Annotated in this window: 23 protein-coding genes, 1 tRNA gene and 5 pseudogenes; 17 read left to right on the forward strand and 12 right to left on the reverse strand. The window is 68.0% G+C overall.

Annotated features, from left to right (window positions below):
• Positions 1–108: 108 nt before the first annotated feature.
• The gene (gene fabV / locus FNV62_RS01955; RefSeq protein ID WP_143606543.1) at positions 109–1,323 is read right to left on the reverse strand and encodes an enoyl-[acyl-carrier-protein] reductase FabV; all 1,215 of its coding nucleotides are present in this window, start codon (positions 1,321–1,323) and stop codon (positions 109–111) included.
• A 341-nt stretch (positions 1,324–1,664) separates the two neighbouring features.
• Between fabV and FNV62_RS55185 the strand changes: the two are divergent.
• Both FNV62_RS55185 and FNV62_RS01960 read left to right on the forward strand, forming a co-directional pair.
• Positions 1,665–1,766: pseudogene (locus FNV62_RS55185) on the forward strand (IS5/IS1182 family transposase); the annotation flags it as partial.
• A gap of 53 nt (positions 1,767–1,819) precedes the next feature.
• Positions 1,820–2,362: a GNAT family N-acetyltransferase gene (locus FNV62_RS01960; protein WP_054234828.1), complete on the forward strand. Its 543-nt coding sequence runs from the start codon at positions 1,820–1,822 to the stop codon at positions 2,360–2,362.
• 198 nt (positions 2,363–2,560) lie between these two features.
• Here FNV62_RS01960 and FNV62_RS01965 read toward each other — a convergent pair whose 3' ends face one another.
• On the reverse strand, positions 2,561–3,172 hold the full coding sequence (locus FNV62_RS01965) for a TetR/AcrR family transcriptional regulator (RefSeq protein WP_144316384.1): 612 nt from the start codon (positions 3,170–3,172) through the stop codon (positions 2,561–2,563).
• A 262-nt stretch (positions 3,173–3,434) separates the two neighbouring features.
• Between FNV62_RS01965 and FNV62_RS57860 the strand changes: the two are divergent.
• The 4 genes and pseudogenes from FNV62_RS57860 to FNV62_RS01980 all read left to right on the forward strand — a co-directional run.
• Positions 3,435–3,665 (forward strand): annotated as a pseudogene (locus FNV62_RS57860) (MFS transporter); the annotation flags it as partial.
• Between the two features lie 145 nt (positions 3,666–3,810).
• A complete protein-coding gene (locus tag FNV62_RS55195; RefSeq protein ID WP_225900955.1) occupies positions 3,811–4,173 on the forward strand; it encodes a hypothetical protein in 363 nt (120 codons plus the stop codon).
• Between the two features lie 289 nt (positions 4,174–4,462).
• The gene (locus FNV62_RS01975) at positions 4,463–5,398 is read left to right on the forward strand and encodes an alpha/beta fold hydrolase (protein WP_144314514.1); all 936 of its coding nucleotides are present in this window, start codon (positions 4,463–4,465) and stop codon (positions 5,396–5,398) included.
• A gap of 365 nt (positions 5,399–5,763) precedes the next feature.
• A tRNA-Met gene (locus tag FNV62_RS01980) sits at positions 5,764–5,837 on the forward strand.
• A gap of 171 nt (positions 5,838–6,008) precedes the next feature.
• Here FNV62_RS01980 and FNV62_RS01985 read toward each other — a convergent pair.
• Positions 6,009–6,644: a dihydrofolate reductase family protein gene (locus FNV62_RS01985; protein WP_144314515.1), complete on the reverse strand. Its 636-nt coding sequence runs from the start codon at positions 6,642–6,644 to the stop codon at positions 6,009–6,011.
• 157 nt (positions 6,645–6,801) lie between these two features.
• Positions 6,802–6,936, reverse strand: a pseudogene (locus tag FNV62_RS01990) (IS5/IS1182 family transposase); the annotation flags it as partial.
• A gap of 422 nt (positions 6,937–7,358) precedes the next feature.
• On the opposite strand from FNV62_RS01990, the gene FNV62_RS01995 reads away from it, so the two are divergent.
• Complete coding sequence (locus FNV62_RS01995) at positions 7,359–8,444, forward strand: serine/threonine-protein kinase (RefSeq protein WP_144316385.1); 1,086 nt, start codon at positions 7,359–7,361, stop codon at positions 8,442–8,444.
• Positions 8,445–9,101: 657 nt separating this feature from the next.
• Here FNV62_RS01995 and FNV62_RS02000 read toward each other — a convergent pair.
• Positions 9,102–9,671, reverse strand: coding sequence for a TetR/AcrR family transcriptional regulator (locus FNV62_RS02000; RefSeq protein WP_144314518.1), 570 nt, complete (start codon positions 9,669–9,671; stop codon positions 9,102–9,104).
• Between the two features lie 111 nt (positions 9,672–9,782).
• On the opposite strand from FNV62_RS02000, the gene FNV62_RS02005 reads away from it, so the two are divergent.
• The gene (locus FNV62_RS02005; RefSeq protein WP_179858595.1) at positions 9,783–10,793 is read left to right on the forward strand and encodes an NADP-dependent oxidoreductase; all 1,011 of its coding nucleotides are present in this window, start codon (positions 9,783–9,785) and stop codon (positions 10,791–10,793) included.
• Between the two features lie 477 nt (positions 10,794–11,270).
• Entirely contained in the window at positions 11,271–12,020 is a 750-nt protein-coding gene (locus FNV62_RS02010; RefSeq protein WP_144316386.1) for a class I SAM-dependent methyltransferase, read from the forward strand.
• A gap of 35 nt (positions 12,021–12,055) precedes the next feature.
• Here FNV62_RS02010 and FNV62_RS57460 read toward each other — a convergent pair.
• Positions 12,056–12,440 (reverse strand): annotated as a pseudogene (locus tag FNV62_RS57460) (transposase); the annotation flags it as partial.
• Positions 12,441–12,509: 69 nt separating this feature from the next.
• Here FNV62_RS57460 and FNV62_RS02020 point away from each other — a divergent pair.
• The 3 genes from FNV62_RS02020 (at position 12,510) to FNV62_RS02030 (ending at position 15,038) form a co-directional block, all read left to right on the forward strand.
• A complete protein-coding gene (locus FNV62_RS02020) occupies positions 12,510–13,214 on the forward strand; it encodes a VanZ family protein (RefSeq protein ID WP_144314519.1) in 705 nt (234 codons plus the stop codon).
• 68 nt (positions 13,215–13,282) lie between these two features.
• Positions 13,283–13,966 carry a response regulator transcription factor gene (locus tag FNV62_RS02025; RefSeq protein ID WP_054234820.1) on the forward strand — a complete coding sequence of 228 codons (684 nt, stop codon included), beginning with the start codon at positions 13,283–13,285 and terminating at the stop codon, positions 13,964–13,966.
• Entirely contained in the window at positions 13,959–15,038 is a 1,080-nt protein-coding gene (locus tag FNV62_RS02030) for a sensor histidine kinase (protein WP_144314520.1), read from the forward strand. Before FNV62_RS02025 ends, FNV62_RS02030 begins: the two co-directional genes overlap by 8 nt.
• Here FNV62_RS02030 and FNV62_RS02035 read toward each other — a convergent pair.
• Positions 15,010–15,573 (reverse strand): hypothetical protein, encoded by a 564-nt coding sequence (locus FNV62_RS02035; protein ID WP_164657592.1) that lies wholly within the window; start codon positions 15,571–15,573, stop codon positions 15,010–15,012. The two genes, FNV62_RS02030 and FNV62_RS02035, sit on opposite strands and share 29 nt — an antisense overlap.
• Positions 15,574–15,618: 45 nt before the next feature.
• Positions 15,619–15,741: pseudogene (locus FNV62_RS57865) on the reverse strand (IS5/IS1182 family transposase); the annotation flags it as partial.
• A gap of 94 nt (positions 15,742–15,835) precedes the next feature.
• On the opposite strand from FNV62_RS57865, the gene FNV62_RS02040 reads away from it, so the two are divergent.
• The 3 genes from FNV62_RS02040 to FNV62_RS02050 all read left to right on the forward strand — a co-directional run bounded on the left by FNV62_RS02040 (position 15,836) and on the right by FNV62_RS02050 (position 17,597).
• Complete coding sequence (locus FNV62_RS02040) at positions 15,836–16,048, forward strand: hypothetical protein (RefSeq protein ID WP_054234818.1); 213 nt, start codon at positions 15,836–15,838, stop codon at positions 16,046–16,048.
• Positions 16,036–16,158, forward strand: coding sequence for a VanZ family protein (locus FNV62_RS02045; RefSeq protein WP_144314521.1), 123 nt, complete (start codon positions 16,036–16,038; stop codon positions 16,156–16,158). The genes FNV62_RS02040 and FNV62_RS02045 overlap by 13 nt, the downstream gene beginning before the upstream one ends.
• 194 nt (positions 16,159–16,352) lie before the next feature.
• Positions 16,353–17,597 (forward strand): ricin-type beta-trefoil lectin domain protein, encoded by a 1,245-nt coding sequence (locus tag FNV62_RS02050; protein WP_054234815.1) that lies wholly within the window; start codon positions 16,353–16,355, stop codon positions 17,595–17,597.
• Positions 17,598–18,122: 525 nt separating this feature from the next.
• Here the strand turns inward: FNV62_RS02050 and FNV62_RS02055 are convergent.
• Positions 18,123–19,235 (reverse strand): ABC transporter substrate-binding protein, encoded by a 1,113-nt coding sequence (locus FNV62_RS02055; protein ID WP_144314522.1) that lies wholly within the window; start codon positions 19,233–19,235, stop codon positions 18,123–18,125.
• Between the two features lie 446 nt (positions 19,236–19,681).
• Between FNV62_RS02055 and FNV62_RS02060 the strand changes: the two genes are divergently transcribed.
• A complete protein-coding gene (locus FNV62_RS02060; protein ID WP_164657691.1) occupies positions 19,682–20,497 on the forward strand; it encodes a class I SAM-dependent methyltransferase in 816 nt (271 codons plus the stop codon).
• 279 nt (positions 20,498–20,776) lie between these two features.
• On the opposite strand, the gene FNV62_RS02065 is transcribed toward FNV62_RS02060, so the two are convergent.
• Entirely contained in the window at positions 20,777–21,187 is a 411-nt protein-coding gene (locus tag FNV62_RS02065) for a hypothetical protein (RefSeq protein WP_144314524.1), read from the reverse strand.
• 369 nt (positions 21,188–21,556) lie between these two features.
• Between FNV62_RS02065 and FNV62_RS02070 the strand changes: the two genes are divergently transcribed.
• Positions 21,557–22,273 carry a LuxR C-terminal-related transcriptional regulator gene (locus tag FNV62_RS02070; protein ID WP_067733173.1) on the forward strand — a complete coding sequence of 239 codons (717 nt, stop codon included), beginning with the start codon at positions 21,557–21,559 and terminating at the stop codon, positions 22,271–22,273.
• 63 nt (positions 22,274–22,336) lie between these two features.
• Here the strand turns inward: FNV62_RS02070 and FNV62_RS02075 are convergent, their stop codons facing one another.
• Together FNV62_RS02075 and FNV62_RS56925 are read right to left on the reverse strand one after the other, a co-directional pair.
• Positions 22,337–23,863, reverse strand: a complete 1,527-nt coding sequence (locus tag FNV62_RS02075) for an aKG-HExxH-type peptide beta-hydroxylase (RefSeq protein WP_144314525.1) — start codon at positions 23,861–23,863, stop codon at positions 22,337–22,339.
• Positions 23,864–23,959: 96 nt separating this feature from the next.
• Positions 23,960–24,094, reverse strand: coding sequence for a hypothetical protein (locus FNV62_RS56925; protein ID WP_257017117.1), 135 nt, complete (start codon positions 24,092–24,094; stop codon positions 23,960–23,962).
• Positions 24,095–24,205: the final 111 nt, after the last annotated feature.

The following is a 24,205-nucleotide window of genomic DNA, read 5'->3' on the forward strand; positions in this document are numbered from 1 at the left end:
CCGCGCTCAGCCGGCGCGGCCACCAGGGCCTCCTACTTGGCGCGGCGCGCGGCGCCGATCACCTCCTGCGCTCCTTGATATGGCGTTCCTCCATGCCGGATGCCGGGGTCAGGTTGTGTGGGTGGGCCAAGGGATGTCAGTGGCGACTGCGGCGGTGTAGTCGATGCCCGGCACGGAGAATCCGTACAGGCGTTGGACTTCGGCGCGGAACCAGGCAAGGTCGGCGAGGTCGGCGATGGTGTTGGTGGTGGCGGCCTCCCAGCGTTCGGCGACGGCCGCCTGGACGTCGTCAGTGAGTTCCCAGTTGTCCAGGCGGACCCGGCCTTCGTCATCGAGAGTGAGCGGGGCGGCACCGGTGAGCTGGTCCCAGAGGGCGGCGAGCTGGCGTACCGGCGGGACCATGGCCTCGCCAAGGACGCCGCGCAGCAGACCGGTGTACAGAGCGATGCCGGGGATGGCGGTGGAGGACTGGGTGACGGCGGCGCCGTTGACGGAGGTCACGGCCCGGCCGCCCACCGTTTTCTCGAGCAGCTCGTTCAGGGTGCGGGCGGTGGCCTCCAAGTGGGCCTTGGCTGCCCCGATGGTGCCCTGCCGGTAGATCGCCGCTGTCAGCGGCGACCCGATGTACGAGAGCGCGGCGGTGGCGAAGCCGTCGCCGAGCAGGTCCCGTCCGGCGAGGTGGTCGATCCAGCGTTCCCAGTCCGCGCCGCCCATCACGGCCACGGTCTGCTCGACATCATCGCCCTCGGCGGGCTCGGTCTCGACCTCGCGGACCTCGGGAACGCCCTGGTCGTCGAAAAGCAGGGTCTTGGTGCGGTTCGCCTGGCCGATCGGTTTGAGGACGGAAGCGTAGGTGGTGCCAGTGTCGGGGTCGGTGCGCCGGGGCGCGGCCACCGAGTAGATCAGGTAGTCGAGCTTGCCGCCGAATCGCTGCTCGAGGAGGTCGGCGACCTGGTTCTTCATGGTGTCGGAGAACGCGTCGCCGTTGAGGAAGACCAGATCGCGACCGGCGGTGCGGGCGATGTCGGCGGTGGCGGCGGTGCGGTACCAGCCGGCTGTAGCGGTACGCCGTTCGGTGGGGGCCTTCTCGAAGGACACCATGATGCCGCGGATGCCGGCGCGCTTGAGTCCGGCGAGAGTGGCCGCCAGGCCGTATCCGGCCGAGGAGCCGATGATCAGAGCCACCGGCCCGGCACCCTCCGGCGCGGCGGCAGGGGCGGGGCATGCCTGCCACATGTCGGCCACCAACTGCTCGCAGCCCGCCGGGTGGGAGTCGAGGAAGAGGAAGCCCCGGTTGCGGGGGGTGACAACGCGCTCGCTCACGATTGCAGTCCTTGGTTCGGCTGGAACAAAGACACGGCGACCAGCGACCAGCCGGGCCACCGCTTCCTGCAAGTCTGCGACAGGACGGACACCGACAGAGGCCCCACCAGAGACAATGATCGCGAGCCGGTCTTGGAGTGTTTCCACCACTTCCAGCAGAGCAGTGACTGCGGCCAGGCTCGCCATTGCCGCCCAGCACTTCACCTACACCCTCCACTGATCCGCCACCGGGCCGGACGAAAGGGAGACAGGGCCCTGCCTCCGCCACGAAGTGGGGCCGCAGCGTGGCAGATTGGGGTCTTTCCGTCGTCTAAGGATGCGGATGATGACGACGAGACAGCTGCCGCTGTCCGCACAGGCGCTACGAGCGTGAAGTCGAGCACTTCCTGGCCTTCGTCGGCATCGCCAGCGCCCTCATCTGCTCTCGCCGCTACGCCAACTGAGCTGATCCTTTATTGGTTTGCAGCCGGCCAGCCCGGTCGGATAGGAAGCTTGCATGCTGAAGGGCAACAAGGTCGGGCTGAGGGCCCGGTACGAGGACGACATCCCGGTCTTGCGGGCCGAGCTCTACGACGACGTGGTCAACGGCTCGCGGGCCGAAGGCCGGCCGTGGCGGCCGATCACGCCAGGTTCGAAGGACTCGCGGCTCGTAGTGGACGACAAGGAGCAGGGGCTCGTCCCGTTCTCCGTGGTGGAGCTGGACGGCGGCACGCTGGTCGGTACCGCGACGCTGTGGGGCATCGACAACCACAACCGGTCCGCACACATCGGGTTGGGGCTCCTGCCGTCCTCGCGCGGCAAGGGCTACGGCACCGACGTGGTCGCGGTGCTGTGCCACTACGGCTTCGTCGTGCGCGGCCTGCAGCGGCTGCAGATCGAGACGCTGTCGGACAACGACGCGATGCTGCGCTCCGCCGAGCGCAACGGCTTCGTCCGCGAGGGCGTGCTGCGTTCCTCGGCCTGGGTGCTGGGCGAGTTCCTGGACCAGGTGCTGCTCGGACTCCTCGTCCAGGACTGGAAGCCGGACTCGGAGGGCTAGCCGCCGCCCGACGGTCAAGGGCGGGCAGCGGAGCCGACATGGACGGCCGAGAGTCAGGACGAACCCGGTCACTCTGTCGCTCCACGCCCTTGGCCACTCCTTGCGCGAGAGCGCCGACGGTCTCGGCATCACGCCGACCGCAGTGCCCGTTGGGATGCCGGGTTGCACAAAGCCGGGTCCCGGCGGGGCCGGTGCCCGTCAGTTTTGGGTGACGTCCTCGGATGGTGCGCGGGCAAGGGTGTCCGCCACCGTTGTGCATGCGAGCCGGGTCACCGAGCGCAGCTCGGCGTCCGAGGCGCCGGCACGGCTCAGTACGGCCAGCGATTGATTGACAGCGACGACGAACGTGGCGAGCTCGTCAAGCGTTCGACTGTCGGCCGAGGAGTCCGCCAGTGCCGCACGTACCCGTTGGCGCTGTAGGTCGAGCAGGCCACGCACCTGCACGCTGTTCTCCTCCTTCAGCGTCAGTGACTGCGCGGCGGACTGGGCGATGAGGCACCCCACGGGGACCGACGGATCGGCGATGCGGCCCAGGATGACGTCGAAGAACGCCTCGACCGCGCGCACCGGATCACCGGGATGCGCCGCGAGCGCCTGCTCGTACTGCGCGCCGTAGATCGACGTATAGCGGTCGAGGCACTTGCCGAACAGGGCGTCCTTGTTGCCGAAGGCGCCGTAGAGGGAGCCGCGGCCGAGGCCGGTGGCCGAACCGAGGGCATCGAGCGAGGCGTCCGCGTACCCGCGCTGCCAGAACACCCGCATGGCCTGGTCCAGGGCCGCATCGATATCGAACTGCTTTCGGCCGGACACGGCGTCCACCTCCTCCTTCACGTCTCTGTCACGTCTCTGCCGTGAGCCTACTCGCATCTTGGATCGATCGGTCGAGCCATCCAGTCATCTTTGACCGATCGATCCAAGATGGTTAGCGTGAAGGTCCCGGTTCTCGCACTCGAAAGGGGGCACGATGATCGACGACATCGCGTCAGACGTCCGCGCACAGGCTGTTCCGCCCGTCGACGGGCGTCGGGCGCGCGCCGGGTTCTGGCTCGTGGCCGCGGTGTACACCCTGGTCATGCTCGGTGGGACGCTGCCGATTCCGCTGTACGCGCTCTGGGCGCCGCGGATGGGCTTCGGGCCCTTCACCACAACGCTGATCTTCGCCGTCTACGCCTTGGGGACCGTGCTCGCGCTGATGGCGTTCGCGTCCCTGTCCGACTGTGTGGGCCACCGCCCCCTCCTGGCTGCCGCTGTACTCGACACGGCGACGAGCACAGCGCTGTTCCTCTTGGCCGACGATGTCGGAACCCTGCTCGCGGCACGGTTCCTGTGCGGGATAGGTACCGGCGTCTACGTTCCTGGCCGTCATCGTCACCCCGGAGACGGTCACGGCGGGGCGGTGGATCACCGGGCGCCGGCCGGCTCCGGCATTCCTCGTAGCGGGCGTCGCGGTGTTCGAGGCCGGGCTGTGGGCACGGTCACTGCCGACGTTCGCTGCCGGAACGCTCCTGGCGGGTACAGGCATCGGCCTGGCCTTCCGCCGCGGTGTCGGGGTCGCCCAGCGGTTCGCCGACCCGCGGCGCAGGGCGGATCTGATCTCCACGTACTTCCTGTTCGCCTACACCGGCACGATCGTGCCTCCGCTGGCCCTGGGACTCCTCGACCAGACCATCAATCAGGACGTCGCCGCCTTGATCCTGGCCGTCGCCGTCGTTGCGACGACCCTCGCGAGCGCACTCCGCCGCCCCACCACCGCCATTGCCCGAGCGACCGCCGCGCTGAGTGGCTCCACCCCTCTCCTGCATGCTCCATGAAACCCCGTCAAGTCCCGCGACAAAGGACCGGCGTACTGAAGCCACCGCCAACATGCGATTTGTGAATGTTGGGGATTCAGCAACAAGAGTGGAGTACGCCTCTTGCCGGTGCTGCAGACGTACGGCATCCACGGGGTCGCGGTGGGCGCTACGGGCCTGCGTGCGTCAGGCCGTCGGGACACGGATCCCGAGCACCATGCGCGCCACTCACGTCGCGTTCACCGCGCTCGCGGGCCTCGCCCTCACGCGGCACACCGAACCAACACACCCAACACCGATGGAGGAAAACATGACCGACCCTGCTGCAATCACCGCCCACGTCTGCGACAACCCCGTCCGCGACCTGCCACTGCACGACCTGGCCGGCTTCACCCACCGCTGGGTCGACGCGGGCGGCGTCCGACTTCATGCGGTCGAGGGCGGTCAGCCGAACGGCCCAGCCGTCGTGCTGCTCGCTGGATTCCCGCAGACCTGGTGGGCATGGCGAAAGGTGATGCCCGACCTGGCCGACCGATTCCACGTCATCGCGATCGACCTGCCAGGCCAGGGCCACTCCGAACGCCCGCACGGCAGCTACGACACGCACACCGTCGCCGCGTACGTCCACGCCGCGGTGAAAGCGCTCGGAGTCTCGACATACTGGCTGGTCGCCCACGACATCGGCGCGTGGGTCGCCTTCTCCCTCGCGCTGAAGTACCAGAGCCGGCTGCATGGCGTCGCACTCCTCAACGCCGGAATCCCCGGCATCACACTCCCCGACACCATCCCGACCGACCCCGAGGTGGCATGGAAAACTTGGCACTTCGCATTCCATCTCGTGCCCGAACTGCCCGAGACACTGCTCACAGGCCGCGAACGCGAGTACGTCGGCTGGTTCCTGAAGGCCAAAACCCTCTCCCCCAACACCTTCGACGACGCCGAGATCGAACAGTACGCCGCGGCCATCGCCGCTGACGGCGGACTCCGCGCTTCCCTGGCCTACTACCGAGACGCCGCTGATTCGGCGCGAAAGAACCACGAGGCCCTTGAACAACAGCACCTGACAGTGCCGGTTCTCGGGATTTCGAGCAGCCACGGCTCCATCCCCGACATGGCAGCTTCCCTCAGGCCGTGGGCCGACAACGCTACCGGGATCGTCGTGCCGAACGCAGGACACTTCATCCCGGACGAACAACCCGAGGCCGTCGCTGCCGCCCTGGCCGACTTCATCACTCGAGGCGACTGACACCGGCCAACCCCCGCTGCCAGGAGATCTGCCCGTTCCGGCTCACCACGAACTCGCCGAACGCGACTCTCACTCCCGAGTGGGGGAGCTCCGCGTCCAGCGTCCAGCCGTGCCCGGCCGCTCCTGCCCGCGCCCACGCAGCGCCTCCAGTACTGACAGCACCCTCTCCCCACTCCCCCACGGTGTGCACCGCGCCCGTAGCGTTCACCGACCGTGGACGTCGATGCCGGTCCAGGCAGCGCCCCGGCGGGGAAGGCCAGCCCATCGGGGCCCGACCGGCGCTCAGCGCGTTTTCGGTAAGCCGACGGTCCACGGCGATCATGGTCTCGGGGCCGGGATAATTGGCGTAGGGTTGAGGAATCCGACGCGGGGTGGAGCAGCTCGGTAGCTCGCTGGGCTCATAACCCAGAGGTCGCAGGTTCAAATCCTGTCCCCGCTACTGAAACCTGAGGGGCCGGCACGATGTGCCGGCCCCTCAGGCGTGTCCAGCCCCGAGGCACGCGGCACTGCAGCACGCCCGCCGGACAGGCCGAACTGCGCCGTCAGCGGCCGCGCTCGCCGGGCGCGAGCAGGCTGATCACTTTGGCGCCGGTTTTCGTTCCGATGTTCCTCAACTCCCACGTCGTCGGAGGATGTCGTAGGTCAGGTGCGTCGCGGTCGAGGTCGGGGTCACGCTCCGCTGCGCCAGTATGCGCGGTGCTCCGCCGGTGAACAGTGGCGTCCCGGCGCCCAGCACGACGGGTGCCAGGTGCAGAGACAGGGTGTCGACGAGTCCGGCGTCGAGCGCCGAGCCGATCGTGGCGCCGCCGCCCATGAGGACGACGTCGAGTTCCTTGCCGCTGTCCGAGGACGCCGCCTCGGCAAGCTCGCGGGCGGTGGCGACGGCGTCGGACAGACCGGTGGTGACGAACGTCCAGTCGAGGTCGGTGAGCCGCACCGACTCCGGCGGCGAGTTCGTCACGACGACGAACGCGGGCTTGCCGACCTCGCCGGCGCCGTAGCCGGTCTTGTCGTCCCAGCCGTTCGGTCCGTCGACCAGGTCGAAGAGCCGGCGGCCGAGGACGACGGCGCCCGAGCGGGCGGTCCCCTCACGCAGGACCCGGCGGTCGTCGGGGTCGCCGGAGAACGCCCAGGTGTGCAGGGCCTCGCCGCCGATGCCCAGAGCGCTGTCCGGGCCGGGGCCGGGGCCGGGCCCGGTGACGAAGCCGTCGACGGATACCGAGATGTCAGCGATGATGCGGGTCATGCCAGGGCAGACCCGATCCGCCGCCCGGACTCATCGCTCACGCATCAAGCATGTGTGGGATGCGAACCCGATAGCCCCGGAGCAGAGGGTGCCTGGCGACAGTCTGGGCAGCTCAGGCGGCCTGTACGGCAGGCAAGAGAGCCAGGCTCTTCTTGCCCTGGGTCAGCCGACGGGTCATCCGCGTGATCACCGCCCAGGGGCTCAGATTCTCCGAGTGCTGGACGAGCCGTTCGTAGTCGCGGGCATACCGATGTGCGTGCATGATCCAGGCGAGCCAGCGTTCGGCGACCCATGTGAATTACATTCGGGGCGTGGCCGCGAGTGAGGGCCGATCCGCCCGAGAGACGAGAGCCTGGAGCGCAGCTGCCGGACGATGGCTGTGATGAAGCCCCCGCGTCGGGTCTCGCGTGTCACCGACGCTCCCCGTCCTGCTGGTCCGCCGCGCCGGCCGAGGAAACTGCACTTTGCCCCGGCACTCACGGTGGCGAATCCACGCGAGCAGAAGGTCCAGCTTGTGCTCGGACTCCTCTGGCATGACGATCTGGGCCAGGCCGAGGACGAGGGACACCACAAGCGTCGTAACCACTTCGGCGACCACGACTCATCTCCACATCGACCTTCATCTACAGTGCTGAGGCAGCAGCGGTGAACACTCGTGGGCAGGGTGGAGACGAGGTCGGCATTCCGATGCAGGTAGCGGTCGAGCATCCCGATATGTCAGAAGACGCGCGCTTGGCTGCCTACGGCGCTGTCTCCACCTCACTCGCCCTGCGAAGTGATCACCGGCTGGGCGAGCTTGTGGATGCCGCCGTGCCGCTCGGCTCCGGTATCGGCGGGAAGTCCGCACTGCTGGACGTTGACGGGAAGCCGGTCTTCGTGAAGCGGGTGCCGCTCACGGATATGGAGCGGCTGCCGAAGCATGTACGGTCCACGGCCAACCTGTTCGGGCTTCCCACCTTCTGCCAGTACGGCGTCGGTGGGCCCGGTTTCGGGGCGTGGCGGGAGCTCGCCGTTCACACCATGACGACGAACTGGGTGCTCGGAGGGCAGTACCAAGGGTTCCCGATGATGTACCACTGGCGCGTGCTGCCAGACACGGCCGCGCTCCCCCAAGAACTCGCGGACGTGGAGCGGGCCGTGGCCTATTGGGGAGGACGGACGGAGGTACGCCGTCGTATCGAGGCCCTTCAACAATCCTCTGCGAGCCTCGCGCTGTTCCTGGAGTACATCCCTCAGACCCTGCACGAGTGGTTCACCGAGCAGGTACAGGCTGGCGAAGAGCCTGCTGACCGGGCTTGCTCTCTGGTGGAGGGGGAGCTGGAGGCCGGCACGTCCTTCATGAACGCTCGCGGGCTCCTGCACTTCGACGCCCACTTTCAGAACATCCTGACCGACGGCCGACGCCTCTACTTCGCCGACTATGGCCTCGCCCTCTCCTCCCAATTTGATCTGTCACCGTCCGAGACCAGTTTCTTCGAACTGCACCGGACCTACGATCGCTGTTACACGCGCAGCTGGCTGGTGAACTGGCTGATCACGGCACTATACGGATACGAGCGGAAAGAACGCGTGGCGCTTATTCACGCATGTGCGGAGGGCGCGGACCCGCCGGACGGACCGCGGGAGGCCAGGGCGATCCTCTCCCGTCATGCACCGCTCGCCGCAGTGCTGACGGACTTCTACGTCAAGATCCAGGACGAGAGCAGGGAAACCCCGTACCCGTTGAAGGCGCTCCGCAGGGCCCTCTATTCCGCTGGCCTCGGAGGCCCCGACGTCCCCAGCGGGCCTAAGCGGGGTTAGCCATCCGATTCGCCAGAGGAGGTCCTCACCACGCGGCCGCTCACTGTCGGTTAACCGCCAGTTGCGCTACCTTGCGGCCTTCCTTGCGGCGTTCGGAAGGCTTGGCCAGGAACTCGTGTGCGGCCCTGGAGTCAAACGGAGAGGGCATCGGCCTCCATCGGTCGATCTCGGGATCGCCTCTCGGGATCGCCATAGAGCTCAAGCAACGCTGACGGGTCGGACTCGGCCCACTCTCTCAGCAGTATGCCGTCGCCTGATAACCGAATGCTTGGCGGCAGAACGAGCTAACGTTTGCTGGGGCTTCGCCGGACAACACAGTGGCACTCTGGCCACCGACACACGACACCGTCCATGCCGTCAAAACTCGTGAACAACACGGGCTCGATGAGCACCCAACCGCTGCCCGAACTCGTCAACAAACGCTGTCACTTGAAGGATCAGGCACACGTTCCGTAAGGACGATCAAAGCGGTTCGACTTCGTCATGAGAGGTGAGCGACGGCGTTCAAGCAGCCCAGCCCGCGGTGTTCGAGTGCGACTCATACAAGTAGCGGGTGTTGCGGCCTCATTTCTCGCCGGTGATGCGTTCGTATGTGCGGTCCGGTGTTTCGATGGTCCGCGTGCGCGATGATTTCCGTGGCGGGCCCGGGGGCGGCGTTCACCCGGGGGCATCGGTGCTCGCTGCGTTGGTCAGGATCGCGCTCGCGACAACCTCGAAGAGATGATCGGCGCGTGGGGCGAGCGAGGGTTGATCGCTGAGCCACGCGAGCGCCGCTACCAGCGCGAACAGATCGGTGCCATCAATGTCGGTCCGCGCTATGCCCGCGGCCTGGGCACGGGCGAGGAGCCGCGCACCGGCCGCGCGCAGGGTGACGCACGAAGCATGGAGTGCGGACTCGGTGTCCTCGATGGCGGCTGCCATCAGCACGGTCACGCCCCGATATTCGGTTGTCCACGCCACGCAGTCGCGTAGCCACGAAACGAGAGCGTCTTCGGGCGAGCTCGACGTCTCCAGCTCGCCTGCCTGTGCCGTCATCTCGTCGAAGCTTGTGCGGAGCAGAGCCTCGAGCAGCGCCTCGCGTGTCGGGAAGTGACGCAGCAGCGTCGCGAGCCCGACGTCGGCCCTGCGTGCGATGTCGCGCAGTGATACGTCGACACCCTGCTCGGTGATGGCGGTGCCCGCGACTGCGAGCACGTGGTCGCGGTTCTTCCTGGCGTCGGCCCGCATCTGTCCCTCTTGACTATCTGGATCAGTGGTCCATATATTCGGATCAGTGGTCCGGATATGCGGATCACTGATCCGGTAAGTCTATCCCCGACAGGGGCAGGAGAAAAAATGATGCCGAGGCACACGATGAGGGCAATCCGGCTGCATGAGCACGGTGGCCCTGAAGTTCTGCGTTGCGACGAGGTGCCGACTCCCGAGCCGAGGCCGGGTGAGGTGCTCGTTCGCGTCCACGCGATTGGTGTCAATCCTCCGGACTGGTACCTGCGCGACGGGCTGACCATCCTGCCTCCGGAGACGAGGCCGAAGTTCAGCTTGCCCGTGATCCCGGGGACGGACGTGTCGGGCGTCGTCGAGGCCGTCGCCGCGGACGTGGACGGTCTCGCCGTAGGCGATGAAGTCTTCGGTCTCCTGCGTTTTCCCAGCTTCGACGGCAGCGCATACGCCGAGTACGTGGCCGCGCCTGCGTCGGACCTCGCACGCAAGCCGGCCGGCATCGATCACGTGCACGCCGCCGGGGCGCCCATGGCCGGGCTCACCGCGTGGCAGTTCCTGATCGAGCTCGGACACGACCATCCGTCTCCCTTCCAGGAGGCGCAGCATCGCCCGATGACGCTCGGCGCCGACACGAAGGTGCTCATCAATGGCGCCGCGGGCGGCGTGGGGCACTTCGCACTACAGCTGGCGAAATGGAAGGGTGCACATGTCATCGCGGTGGCATCGGGCGCACATGAATCGTTCTTGCGTGAGCTCGGCGCCGACCAGTTCATCGACTACACCAAGAGCCGTCCCGAGAAACTCGTGCACGACATCGACCTCGTTCTCGACGCTGTCGGTGGGCGCGACAGCAGTCGCTTCCTGCGCACGCTCAAGCGCGGCAGCGCCCTGTACCCGGTGTTCTTCGGCGACTACGACGACGAAGAAGTCGCGAAGCTGGGCGTCACAGTCTCGGGCACCCAGGTCCGCTCGAACGGCGCGCAACTCGCCGAACTGGGGCGCCTGCTCGACGCAGGCACGGTTCGCGTCGCGATAGACAGCACGTTTCCGCTCGCGGATGCCCGAGCGGCACACGAACGCGCCGCCCAGGGGCATATCCAAGGAAAGATCGTACTTACGGTCGCTTAGGAACGAGCCGTTTCATAGGCACGTCCGGCACTCGCCCTCGGGGCGCTGGTGGCCATCGACACGCCGATGCGGAAGCTTTGGGGCCCGTCTCCCGACCAGGTGGCCGCAATGATCGCAGCCGCGAACCGAGTGCCCAGTTCGATGGGCTCGGTTGGCCGCAAGGGATCGCCGAGACGCTCGCATTCCTAATGCCCGACGGCGCCACTGCACCACCGGCGGCACATCACCGTCGGGTGCTGCTAGGGCGCGTATCGAGTCGTGATCAATGTGCCTTCTAGGGGCCCGCCCCGAGGTGCCTGCCAGCGTGGGAGAGGGACATGTCACGTCCTGCGCCGGCCGGAACATAGATCATCGCCGGTGCTCCGCGGAGGTACCGTCACTGGGTCAAGTCGGAGCTCGAACCGGCGGCGCACTCTCATCTTGACTCTGTAAAAAGTGAGTTGTCATTCCTGGGGTGGCGGGAAACCATCGCTGCCCATGCTTCAAAGTGAGATTTGGGATGACCAGGCCGCTCAGAGCTATGACTCCCCTGGGACCGGTATGTTCGCGCCGACGGTGCTGAGGCCGACCGTGGACCGACTCGTGGCGCTCACCGACGGCGGGCGGGCGCTGGAGTTCGCCATCGGGACCGGGCGGGTGGCAGTGCCGCTCGCGGAGCGCGGAGTCCCGGTCAGTGGCATCGAGCTGTCGAAGCCGATGATCGACCAGCTCCGGACCAAGGCAGACGACGCGGCCATCCCGGTCGTCGTCGGCGACATGGCCACTGCACGAGTTCCGGGCGAGTTCCAGCTCGTCTATCTCATCTACAACACCATCTCCAACCTGCTCACGCAGGCCGAGCAGGTTGCCTGTTTTCGAAACGCCGCACGCCACCTCGCGCCGGGCGGGCGGTTCGTCATCGAGCTGTGGGTCCCCGAACTTCGCAAGCTGCCGCCAGGTCAGCAGGCCGTGGTCTGGGAGTCGGCGACGGGCTACATCGGGCTCGACACCTACGATGTCCTTCGCCAGCAGGTCGTCTCGCACCACTTCCGGTTCGACACCGAGGCCGGCCGCGAGGCCCGGTTGTTCCGCAGCCCGCACCGATACATCTGGCCGGCTGAACTTGACCTGATGGCCGAACTGGCCGGAATGACACGGGAGTCCAGGCATGCCGACTGGACGGGAGAGGAATTCACTGCGGAGTCACGCTCCCATGTCTCGGTCTACAGGATGGCCAGCCCGCTCTGACCAGGCGAGTCTCCGAGGCCAGCGGCTCATGATGCGGGTAGCGGGTCGTTGCCGCCGGGCAGACGGTCGACCTGGAGGCGGATCAACGTGCCTTCGGTGATGGGGAGTTCGCCGGTGTGGCCGATCCATGCGGAGCGGATGGTCAACCGGGGTGGATGCGGTCCCAGGCCATCGCGCGGGTGGTGCCGTACCGATCGGTGACCTGCGTCGTTACTGCGTCGGGCTGGCCCCAGGTCTCCGGCCTGGCGAAGCGGAACTCCTTGCCATGCTTGGGTGATCGTTCGCCCCGCGGTGAGATCCACGGCACCGGGACGGGCGTGCGCATCACCCGGTCCGCACGCATTCGTCCGAGGACCTCCACCGGCAGCCCGTGCAGGAGCCTGGCCGCGGGGCGTCGTATCCGCCGCCGAAGACGATCAGGCCCGTGTATCGCGGGCGTATCGAAAATCGCATACCCCACCGCAACGGCCCTCCCTCTCCAATGGGGGCATGAACCACGACGCATCCCTGTCAGCGCCGCCCCGCCGCGCGCGCAGGATCGTGCTCCTCAGCCTGGCGATCCTCGGCATCGCGAGCGCCGCGTTCGTCGTGCGGCGGCCGCTCATGATGTCCGCTCCGATGTGCATGGCCGGGCGGTGGCACGGCTGCTTCGACACGTTCAACGGTGTGGTGCTCATGACGTTGGTCGCGCTGCCGTTGGCCGCGCTGGTGGTGTGGGCTCTGGCGCGCCGTCGGCGGGCCGCCGGTGTCACATCGGCGTGGCGGATGTCGCTGGCCGAGGTGGGCATGGTCCACGGGACGGTGCCGTTCATATGGATGACCATGATGCCGGGCTCCGGGGCCGGCACCGTCCCCGCCCGGGTGAGCCTGGTACCGCTGCGGGACCTGGTCACGATGGGGACGGGCCAGATCGTCGGCAACCTGCTGATCTTCGCGGCGCTGGGGTTCTTCGCCCCGATGCGGTTCGCGACGCTGGCCTCCGTGCCGCGGATCCTGGCGCTCGGGGCGGGCTGCTCGGTCCTGGTCGAAACCGCACAGTACGTCCTGCGGCTCGACCGGGTGTCCTCCGTGGACGATGTGCTGGTCAACGCCACCGGCGCCGCGCTGGCCGCGATGGCGTCGCGCCGCTGGTGGCGCACTACGGCGGAAGCGCCGTCGGACCAGCCTCGCCCCGCGCCGGCACCGGCAGGCTGAGTCGGGTGTCCGGTGTGCCTACGTCATTGCATACATCGGCGATATATTGTGCTGCTTAGGCTTCGGACATGCGCGTACTGATCGTGGAGGACGAGCCCTACCTGGCCGAAGCCGTCCGTGACGGTCTGCGGCTGGAGGCGATCGCCGCCGACATCGCGGGCGACGGCGACTCCGCCCTGGAACTGCTCAGCGTCAACTCCTACGACCTCGCGGTCCTCGACCGCGACATCCCCGGCCCCTCCGGCGACGAGGTCGCCCGACGCATCGTCGCCTCCGGGAGCGGCATCCCGATCCTCATGCTCACCGCTGCCGACCGGATCGACGACAAGGCTTCCGGGTTCGGGCTCGGCGCCGACGACTACCTCACCAAACCGTTCGAACTGCGGGAGCTCGTCCTGCGGCTGAGGGCGCTCGACCGCAGACGCGCGTACGCCCGACCTCCGGTCCGCGAGATCGCGGGCCTGCGACTCGACCCCTTCCGCCGGGAGGTCTTCCGGGACGGACGTTACGTCGCGCTGACCCGTAAGCAGTTCGCCGTCCTCGAAGTCCTCGTCGCCGCCGAGGGCGGGGTCGTCAGCGCCGAAGAACTGCTGGAACGGGCCTGGGACGAGAACGCAGACCCCCTCACCAACGCCGTGCGCATCACCGTCTCCGCGCTGCGCAAACGGCTCGGGGAACCATGGATCATCGCCACGGTGCCGGGTGTCGGCTACCGCATCGACACCCACCGCCCCGGCAGTACGCATGCATAGACGCCCAGGGCTCAGCGCCCGACTGAAACTCACCCTCAGCTACGCCGGGTTCCTCGCCGTCGCCGGCGCTCTCCTGTTGGCCGTGGTGTGGGTATTCCTGCTGCGCTACGTGCCCAACAATCCCAAGGGCCTTCTCGGGATCTCGCCCAACCGCTACCTCCTTGTGCACACCTTCGCTCCCGCCGCGGCCGTGGCGATGGTCTTCCTGCTCGTGTTCGGCCTCGTCGGGGGATGGCTCCTCGCTGGCCGGATGCTCGCACCCCTCACCCAGATCACGGATGCGGCACGGATGGCCGGGAACGGGTCGCTGTCCCACCGGATCCGCATGAAGGGCCGTCAGGACGAATTCCGCGAACTCTCCGACGCGTTCGACTCGATGCTCGAACAACTCGAGTCCCACGTCGCCGAGCAGCAGCGGTTCGCCGCGAACGCCTCCCACGAACTGCGCACCCCGCTGGCGATCTCACGGACGCTCCTCGACGTCGCCCGCAAGGATCCCGCGCGGGACCGGTGCGAACTCATCGAACGGCTGCACGTTGTCAATTCGCGGGCGATCGACCTGACCGAGGCCCTGCTGCTGCTCAGCCGCGGTGACCGCGGAAATTTCAGCCGCGAGAGCGTCGACCTCTCCCTCATCGCCGAAGAAGCCGCCGAAACGCTGCTTCCCCTCGCCGAACAGCGCCGGATCACGCTCGACGTCACCGGCGGAGCGGCCCAGACCAGCGGCTCCGCGGAGCTCCTGCTGCGGATGGTGACGAACCTCGTCCAGAACGCCATCGTCCACAATCTCCCCGCCGACGGCACCGTGACGGTCCACACCGAGGCGCACGGCGACACGAGCGTGCTGCGGGTGGAGAACACGGGTCGTCAGCTCCCACCGGAACTGGTACCGACCCTCACCGAACCGTTCCAGCGCGGAATGGAACGCGTACGCACCGACGAGCACGCCGGCGTCGGTCTCGGCCTTGCCATCGTGCACAGCATCGTCCGCGCCCACGACGGGACCCTCGACCTCCTCCCCCGCCCCGCCGGAGGTCTCCTCGTCACGGTCCGGCTTCCCTGCACGCCGTAGGCACGAGGGGCTTTGGGGCTCGTTCCGCAGTTGCCGAACAGCCTGAACGAACTCGTGCATGGTTGACGGTCGGGCATCGCGCGGCCCTGCCCGTTTCGTTCACCATCCGCCCCTTGGGCCCCAGTACTGGTGCATCGACCTGACCCGCCAACCACTGCGCTGGGGGAAGATTGCCAAGCTTGGTCATATGCGCGAAGACCGTATGGTCTCCGGCAGGCCGCTCCCAGTCCACGTCATCAGTGTTGAACACGGCCTGCATCCCCTCGTACTTCGAGTTCGCCAGGAGGCCAAGTTCCGGAGCGTCCGGCCAGACGCCGTGCCAGTCGATCGTGGCCAGCCCGGTGCCGAGGGCACGTACAAAGGACTGCTCCACTCCATCCGCCGGCACATCGGCGTCCACGAGGATCGGAAGTAACGTCTCGCGCTCTCCGCTGGTTGTCGGCAACGCGTCCGCCCTGTGCTCATGACCCCAGCGTTCGGGATCGAACGACACGCCCTCGACCTCGTACGGTGGGTACGGCAGTACGTTCACCATCCATCACACGTGAGGCGGGTTGTGTAGGACGTGCCGCGGCGGCCACAGATGCGTGTCGGCGTCGATGATGACCTGCACGTGCCCCGAGCACCGGTAGTTGCGCGCGGACGCACTGACCTTCCGGTCACGGACCGGAATCAGCGTGCCGTCCACGATCCACAACGGCTCCAGCCCGTCGACTTCGTGAGATTCGTGCAGTAGTAGACCAACACTGCCTCGAGGTCCTTCAGCGTCGGGATGCACGGGGACAGCCCGCCTCCGTGTGCTGCGTGACCGAACCCCGAGCGAGTTTGAAGACACCTACCTCATTCTCATAGCCCGGGTCCTCGTCATCGCGAACATCGACGATCTGCCCCAGTCGGACGTCACCGTCGTCATCAACCGCCGCTTCCCTGGCGGTGATCCAGCCGTGACACTCGAACAAAAATCCGCCGGACAGAACCTGGTGTCACCGCGACGGTCATGCCGCTGGTGACACTGGTCCAGGCAACGGTCATCAGCGGGCGCGCCTTCGACATCGACGACGGCATCCTCAACACCACTGGCGCGCTAGTGGGTTGTGTCTGCTGCTGGGCCGGTGGATGAGGCCTGGCGGTGCGCCCCCGCCGTCGCGTCCGCGACCGGCGCGACTCCCAGGAAGCCTGAGCGGAACCCGAAGTGCTGGTCCGGACCAAAGTATTGACACCCCCTTACCTCACTCCTTAAATCAAGAGGCGATGTACGCACCCCCCACCTCAGTCGGCGCCCCCTTCTCAGGGCACCGTACGGAAGGGAGAGTCTTGGACTCCCCACGTCTCCTCCGCAGATGCCTCTTGGCAGCGTTGTCCGCAGCGCTCGTCACCGCTGCCGCCATCGTTCCCGCCCAGGCGGATCCCCCCACGGCGGCCGCGGCCGTCACCACCTTCTCCGACACGTTCGACGGTCCCGCGGGCGCGGGCGTCGACACCTCGAAGTGGCAGATCGAGACCGGAGACAACGTCAACAACCACGAGCGGCAGTACTACACGTCCGGAAGCAACAACGCGACGCTGGACGGCCAGGGTCACCTGGTGATCACCGCTCGTCGCGAGAATCCTGGCAACTACCAGTGCTGGTACGGGCGTTGCGAGTACACCTCGGCCCGGATGAACACCTCCGGGAAGTTCACCGGAACCTACGGCCATGTCGAGGCGCGGATGAAGATCCCGCGCGGGCAGGGCATGTGGCCCGCCTTCTGGATGCTCGGCAGCGACATCGGACAGGTCGGCTGGCCGAACTCGGGCGAGATCGACGTCATGGAGAACGTCGGCTTCGAACCCTCGACCGTGCACGGCACCATCCACGGGCCCGGGTACTCGGGATCCGGGGGCATCGGAGCCGCCTACTCGCTTCCGGGCGGCCAGGCCTTCGCCGACGCCTTTCACACCTTCGCCGTCGACTGGGCTCCCGACTCGATCAGCTGGTCGGTGGACGGCACGGTGTACCAGCGGCGCACGCCCGCCGATCTGGGCGGCAAGACCTGGGTGTTCAACAAGCCGTTCTTCATGATCCTCAACCTCGCGGTCGGCGGCTACTGGCCGGGCGACCCCGACGGCTCCACCGTCTTCCCGCAGCAGTTGGTGGTGGACGAGGTGAAGGTGACGACGAGCGACGGTTCGGGGTCCACCGGCGGGCCGATCACCGGCCTCGCCGGCAAGTGCGTGGACGTGGCCGGGGCGAACGCAGCCAACGGCACGCCCGTACAGCTCTATGACTGCAACGGCACCACGGCCCAGCAGTGGACGGTCTCCTCCGACGGCACCATACGCGCGCTGGGCAAGTGCCTGGATGTCACCGGCAACGGCACGGCGGACGGCTCGACCGTACAACTGTGGGACTGCACGGGCGGCCCCAACCAGAAGTGGGCCGTCAGTGCGGCTCACGACATCGTGAACCCGCAGGCCAACAAGTGTCTGGACGCGACGGGCAACAGCTCGGCCAACGGCACCCGGTTGCAGATCTGGTCGTGCTCGGGCGGCGCCAACCAGAAGTGGACCGTGAACTGAGATTCCACCACGGAGGACGGGGGGAACGGGGGACGGGGGTCCGGTGGGGGTTCGCCCCGGCCGGACCCCCGTACGTGTCCCCCGTGTTCAGCGCGCGGGGCGCACGGCCGGCCCGGACTTCGTCAACCACTGATCGAGAACCGGTGCATCCTCAGCCGGCGCTGTGACCGGGAACGTTTGCCGGGTAGCTCGTTGCGCTGGTTGGACGTGAAACTCCCACCAGGAGGCGGAACGGCACCACAGGTCTGGATCCGCAGGCTGACCGAGCAGGAGTTCTCGGCACGCCCTTCACCCGCCGCTGGTCAATCCGCGAGCTCGCCGATCACATGCGTCGGAGCATCTCCCGGCCGATCACGATCGGCCGGGAGGCCCAGCAGTGCCTACAGCGCTGCCGCAGGATCTCCTTCCAGCACAAGAAAACCGGGAAGGAGTCCCCGAAAACGGCCTTCGACCCCGAGCTCGCCCGCGTCGAATACGCGATCAGCGGGTTCGGACAGATCTGGGCAGTCGGACTTCCGTGCTCTCTCAGCCGGCGTGGAGGATCCGAAAGCGATCGGGTCGCGCCGGATCTCGATCAACGACTTGGACTGGCGTCCAAGCCCATTGCCAAACGCTGATGCCCGGCGTGCGGGAGAACTGGATCTGCCCGCGGGTGCCTTCGACTGCGACGCGCGGCCAGGATGCAGCAGTGCGCGCCCGGTCCGCGCCGTGAGAGCGCAGCACATCGGCGAGGACGGCGACCGTGTCGTAACCCTCGAAGGCGACGAACGAGGGCGCTTCGGCCAGTCGCTCGCGGAGGGCCGTCTCGACTCGTGCACCAAGTGGGCTGAGGCGCTCGGGCAGGTAGCGCAAGAACGGGATCGCGGTGCTGTCTTCGCCCAGCGACGTCGCCCATTCGGCGAACTCCGGTTGCCCGGCCGGTGCACCGATCATGATCTCGGCGAGGCGCTGGTCGCGGCGGACGGACTTGACGATCGACGCTGCCGGCTCCGGGTGGCCGACCAGAAGAAGGAGGGCTGTCGCGCGATTGCCGACGAGCTCGTCGCACACAGCCGTGGGGGCGAGCGCGCGCATGTCGAGTTCGACGACGGTGCCGCCGCGTGGAGCGAGGTAGTCCCGCAGAATGCGAGCCCCGGATGCCCAGTAGACACTCGGCTCGGCTGCTACGGCGATTCGACTGTGGCCCGCGCTGAGGAGGAAGTCCGCGTAGATCCGCCAGCCGTGGGACTGTGCCGGGGCGAGGCGCGCGACCCATTCCGTCGGCTGTTCGGTGAGCGCGTCAAGAACCGCTGACGAGCAGAGGAACGGCAGGCCGAGGGTGTCGGCCCTGGCGGCAGCGGCACGAGCGACGACGCTGTGATACTCCCCCGCCAAGGCAGCCACACCCAGGCGAGCCAACTCATCCACGGCCGCCGCGGCTCTCTGTGGATCGGCCGCGGTGTCTCGGACCAACAGCTCGAGTGGTCTTCCGACGATCCCGCCGCCGTCATTGACTTCACGAACGGCCAACTCAAGTCCAGCGAGCAGGTGTTGGCCTGCCTCGACCCACCCAGGCCGAGTCAGCGGAACAAGAGCGCCGATCCGGACGGATGATCCGTCAGTCCGCTCCGCTGCAGGCGGCGATGGTGGCGTATTCATGCGTTGGCGTCTCCCGAGTGACGATTCGGTCGCAGTTTGCCCGGATCGCAGAGTGAACGTCAGTGGCGCCGAGAGTAGCCGAGCCGAGAATGGCCGGCTCCGGCGCCCCGTCCCGTGGCCGCCAGCCGGCCCTCGCGCCGTCGATCGAGCCCGAGGGGCTTCGGGCAGCCCTGCCGTAACAGGTCCAGCAGGAGCCGCCGAGGCTCAATACCAGTTTCTGATCTGGGACCGGTGACGAGCTGGTGGACGACTCGTTGAGCCGACATGGTCGATGGTGTGACGGATCTAGGTGATCGATTCCAAGGCGTTCAGTGGTCGTAGGCGGTCAGTGCGCGCATGACCGGCTGGCCGCGCATGAGCCTGGCTCCCCTCGTCAGGCCTCCTTGGAATCGATCATCTAGGCTGGCGCGGTGACTGATGAGCAGGAGCGGATGCAGCCGTCGGGAGTGTGGGCCACGGCGGTGGGAGTGGCCAGGGTGCGGGCGCAGGAGACCGAGCGGGAGAACGCGCTGTTCCGCGACCCACTGGCACAGGCCTTCGCCACCGCCGGCGGCCTGGGGCCCTCCTCGCCGCCGCTGCCCGGTGACGAGGCCGTGCAACGCCGACGGCTGGGCGTGGCGTTCTCCATCGTCATCAGGACGAAGTTCCTCGACGACCTGTTGCAGCAGGCCTCCGCGTCCGGGGTCCGGCAGGTCGTGCTGCTCGGCGCCGGCATGGACAGCCGGGCCTTCCGGATGGACTGGCCCGAGGGCACCCGGCTGTTCGAGGTCGACACCGCCGCGCCGCTGGAATTCAAGGCTTCGGTGCTGCGCCAGGAGCGGGCCGTCGCACGCTGCGAGCGGATCACCGTCGCGGTGGATCTGCGTGAGGACTGGCCTGGCGCGCTGGCCGCCGCAGGGCACGACCCGGCGGTGCCGACCGTATGGATCGCCGAGGGACTGCTGATCTATCTGCCCGAGGACGCGGTGGAGCTGCTGCTGGCCCGGATCAGCGCGCAGTCGGCGGCAGGCAGTCGGATGGGGCTGACGTTGGGCTCGCGCGGCGTGATCGAGCGCTTCGGCGCGGACGCCGTGCCGGGATCGGCGGCGTCCATGTGGGTTTCGGAGATGCCCGACGACCCGGTGGGCTGGCTGGCCGGGCACGGCTGGGAGGCCGGCAGCCACACCCTGCGCGAGCGCGCTGCCGCCTACGGACGCCCGATGAGTACCCCGCCGCAGCGCGAGGAGCGGCCCGGCGGACTGATCTCGGCGGTCCGCCGGTAAACGCCTCCCTTCGCTGCGGCTCACCCCCGCCTGCGCGGGGAGGACTTGACGAGCTCCAGCGGGAGGTAAGCGCCTGTTTGCGAATCGGTCCGTCTGTCCAGGGCTGTGACGGTCTTGGTTGGTGGGCCGACCGGTGGACGATCTGTGTGACTGTTTCCTTCCGCTGATGAACCAGTGCCGGCTTTGGCGCTCGCGAAGCTCCCGCTACTGATCAGCAGCGCGTGTTTGACGGCGGGGCCGTCCTCATGGACGGCCCCGCCGTCAAACAGGTCGGTTGGGTTACCAGTGGTCGTGGCGCTCGCAGTGCTCGTCGTGCTCGTGGCGCTTGATCTTGGTGAGGCCGGTGGCGGTGTGGGTCGTGGTGTCGCCGCCCCCGGTGGCCGTTGCGGTGTTCGTCACCTGGTCGTAGGCCCTGCAGGAGACGTCCGACTGCGGCGAACCGGTAGCTGCGGTCTGTACTGAGCGACAGTCCCAGGTCATCGGCGTAGATCTCCAACGACACGTTGACGCCGAACGGCTCTTCGCCAGGGGCCGGATGAGGCCACCAACGGGCTGCATCGGCTCGATCTCCAGCGCTTGGTCCCCGATGGTGAATTGGATGCGCCGCATCTGCCCGACCAGTTCCCCGTCCCCGGTGATGATCTGCTCATCACGCTCTCGGGTGACATGGCCGATCGTCGCGGTCGACATGGCGGTCACCATCCCTCACGAGTCAGGGCCCGGCAGACCGGACTACCGGCGACAACACCCCGGCCCAACTCCCGGGCGGTGTCTACCTAACCGAACTGCCCCTGGTGGCGGTCTTCTTGGGCCCTAGGGCAATCCGGCAGGGCCCGCCGCTTGCCCAACGCACGACCAGTCGGCCCTCTCGGGCAACGGGAAAGGGCCACACGACACTGCTCCGGTGACGTCCCCCGACGCGCCGCCGGAGCCGCACATGCGCTGTACCGGCTGCCGATCAACGGGGGTTCTACGCTTTCACTCGAACGTTGATCATGGCGGTGTGGGGAAGACGCTTCGTTGCGCCTCACGCCGGCCCGGGTGTGAGGAAGGGCCAGAATGGCCAATGCGGTCCGACATAGCGGTACGCGTGTAGTGGTAATAGAGAGCATTCCCCTGATTCTGGGCGGCTTACGTTCCGCGTTAGAAGATGGCGGGATCGCCGTCGCCGCAGGGACTCACGACCCGCACGCCGGCGTGCGGGCGGTCCGGGAGGAGAAGCCCGATGTGGTCATCGTCGACCTCGACCTGCCCGGCCGCGCGGGAATCGGGCTGCTCCAGCAACTGCGTCGCCAGTACCCGGCGCCGCGGCTGATCGCCGCGGTGTCCCCGGAGCACGACGACGACAGCCTGCTGCTCACCACGCTGATGGCGGGGGCCACGGGCTACCTGCTCAAGAACACGGAGACGGCGGACGTGTTGCGCACCGTGCGGGCCGTTCAGCGGGGGTACGTCACGCTGGGACCGCGGGCCGGCGGCGAACTCTCCGCCCTCTTGGTGCGCCTGGCGGAAGCCGACGGCACGCTCCCGTTCCCGGCGCTTACGAACCGGGAACGGGAAGTGCTGCGATTGGTCTCGCTCGGCTATGGAAACCGCCGAATAGCGCAGGAGCTGTTCATATCGGAGAAGACCGTACGCAATTACGTCTCGGCCATCCTGCCGAAAATCCATGTCGCCAGTCGGCTGGAGGCCATTGTGTCCGCACGGCTGGCCGGCCTGGAAACGGCCGACCCCAGCACCGGCACCGGCACCGGCACCGGCACCGCAAGTACGTAAGTCGCGGCAGCGGAACAGCCGAACAACCGTGGCCGACGTAACCGGCGCCCGGAGCGGGGAGTGTCACATGTCGTGGGTGATGAGGTCGGCTGCCACAAGCCGGCGCACGCTGTCACTCACCTGCCGGTTGACCTCCTCCGAGTCGGCCGGGAGATCGACCGCTCGGGCGTAGGCCGTGCGTACCGAGCCGAGGTCACGCCCGTCGCACAAGGAGTAGACCGTCCACGAGCGCGCGTTCAGCCAGTGCATTCGGGCCGACCGCGTGGGACTCACGACGAGTTGTCCCAGGCCGGGCAGGGCGCATGCGTCCACCGGGGTGATCCGCTGGAGGACACCTCCTGAGGGATTCTCCGGCGGCTGCCACGGTTCCGCCTGTCGGGTCGTCGCCTCGGCACGGTCTTGGGGCCGCGGAGCGTCGTCGTCCACCAGACGGAGCGCGGTGAGGAGCCAGCGGGCGAACCGGTGCCCGTGCTCGGTGAGCGCCTGCTCCGGCAGCGACAGCACGCACTCGGCGAGGTAGCGGGCCCGTTCCGCACTGGTCCGGTATTGCCCGCTGCGGGCGGCCGGGGTGCCGGGGCTGGGCTCGTCGAGGTCCTCGACCGACGGGGGCGGGCCGAACCTCTCCCGGACCGCTTCACCGGCGGAGGCCGCCGCAGCCCGGAAGACGAGCAGGTGCACGTAGAAGTGCAGGGCTACGAACACCCGGATGACCGTCCACGAACCGATCCGCCACGGGATCGGGACACGCTCGGTGGCGTTCTTGACCACGGAGCCCGTACGGAGCGCGTCGAAGAGCTTCAGGTGGGCGCCCTCGTGCAGCAGGCTCTCGGCGGCGAGCCACGGAGAGGTGCAGCGTTCGGGCGCCAGCAGCACCGTCGAGGGAAGCGGGTCGCCGCCGGACATGGACTGCAGGGGGCCCTCTTCGCTCTCCCTGTGGGTGAAGCCCACCATGGTGACGTGCCCGAGGACACCGGGTCCCGCGGCGGGCAGCAGTGTCGCGAGGAGTTCCGCGCCCTCCCGCAGTACGGCGCGGACGCTGTCCGCCGGATCGACCGGGGCTGCCGCCCGGCTGTCGCCGAGCGCGCCACGGTACAGCTCCATGAGGCGCCCGGCCAGCTTCTCCTGCGAACTGCTGTGTGGCGTCGGCTCGGTCAGCACCCAGGCGTCCCCGAGGCCGGGCCAGGCACTCCGGTGCGGACGGATGAGGGCTTCGCAGGGCCCCATGGAGGACATGGAGGACGGGGCGTCCGCCGCCGGGGTCGGCACGTAACCGCTCACGTAGGCGCCGAAAGAACTGTGTCCGAGTCGGCCGCTCTCCAGTCGCGCGAGGTCTACCTCGAAGCAGTTGCGCAGCACCGGGTCGTAGAGCAGCGGGCGGAGGTGTTCGTCGGCCGCCGCGGCCGTTGTCCGCAGCACGTCCGCTGCTTCGCCGTCATGCCGCGCCAGCATGGTCAGGCCCAGCCGGAACCGGGCGAGGTTGCGCTCGCCGATGGCGGCGGAGTCGCCGAACTGCCGATCGGCGCAGAGCATGGTGTCCGCCTGCGCCACCAGGTCGGTGACCGGCTCGGCGGCGGAAGGTGAAGCGGGCAACGAGGACCGTCCTTCGGGGTCGGGCGGCGGACGTGGACGTAAGACATCGGCACCAGGCCCTGTCTTGGGCCCGGTGCCGACGGGACTCGCCGCGCGTCAGGCGGTCCGGACCGCCTGGTACGACGGGAGCCAGGCGCGCTCCTCCGGTGCGTCGACGGCCACCTCGGGGGCTTCGTCGTCGAGGTAGGTCTGCGGAGCCAGGTCGGGGGTCTCGATGTGGTCTACCAGCATGTCCGGTCCCTTCGGTCGTCTGTGGACGGAGCAGGCCCGGGCAGGGCGGATGACATCCGGCCCGGATGCGTCATTCTCCGGCACCCCGCGTCCCGTACCGATGGGACTGTT

It is taken from the genome of Streptomyces sp. RLB3-17, from assembly GCF_007113425.2.
Lineage (GTDB): Bacteria > Actinomycetota > Actinomycetes > Streptomycetales > Streptomycetaceae > Streptomyces > Streptomyces mirabilis_D.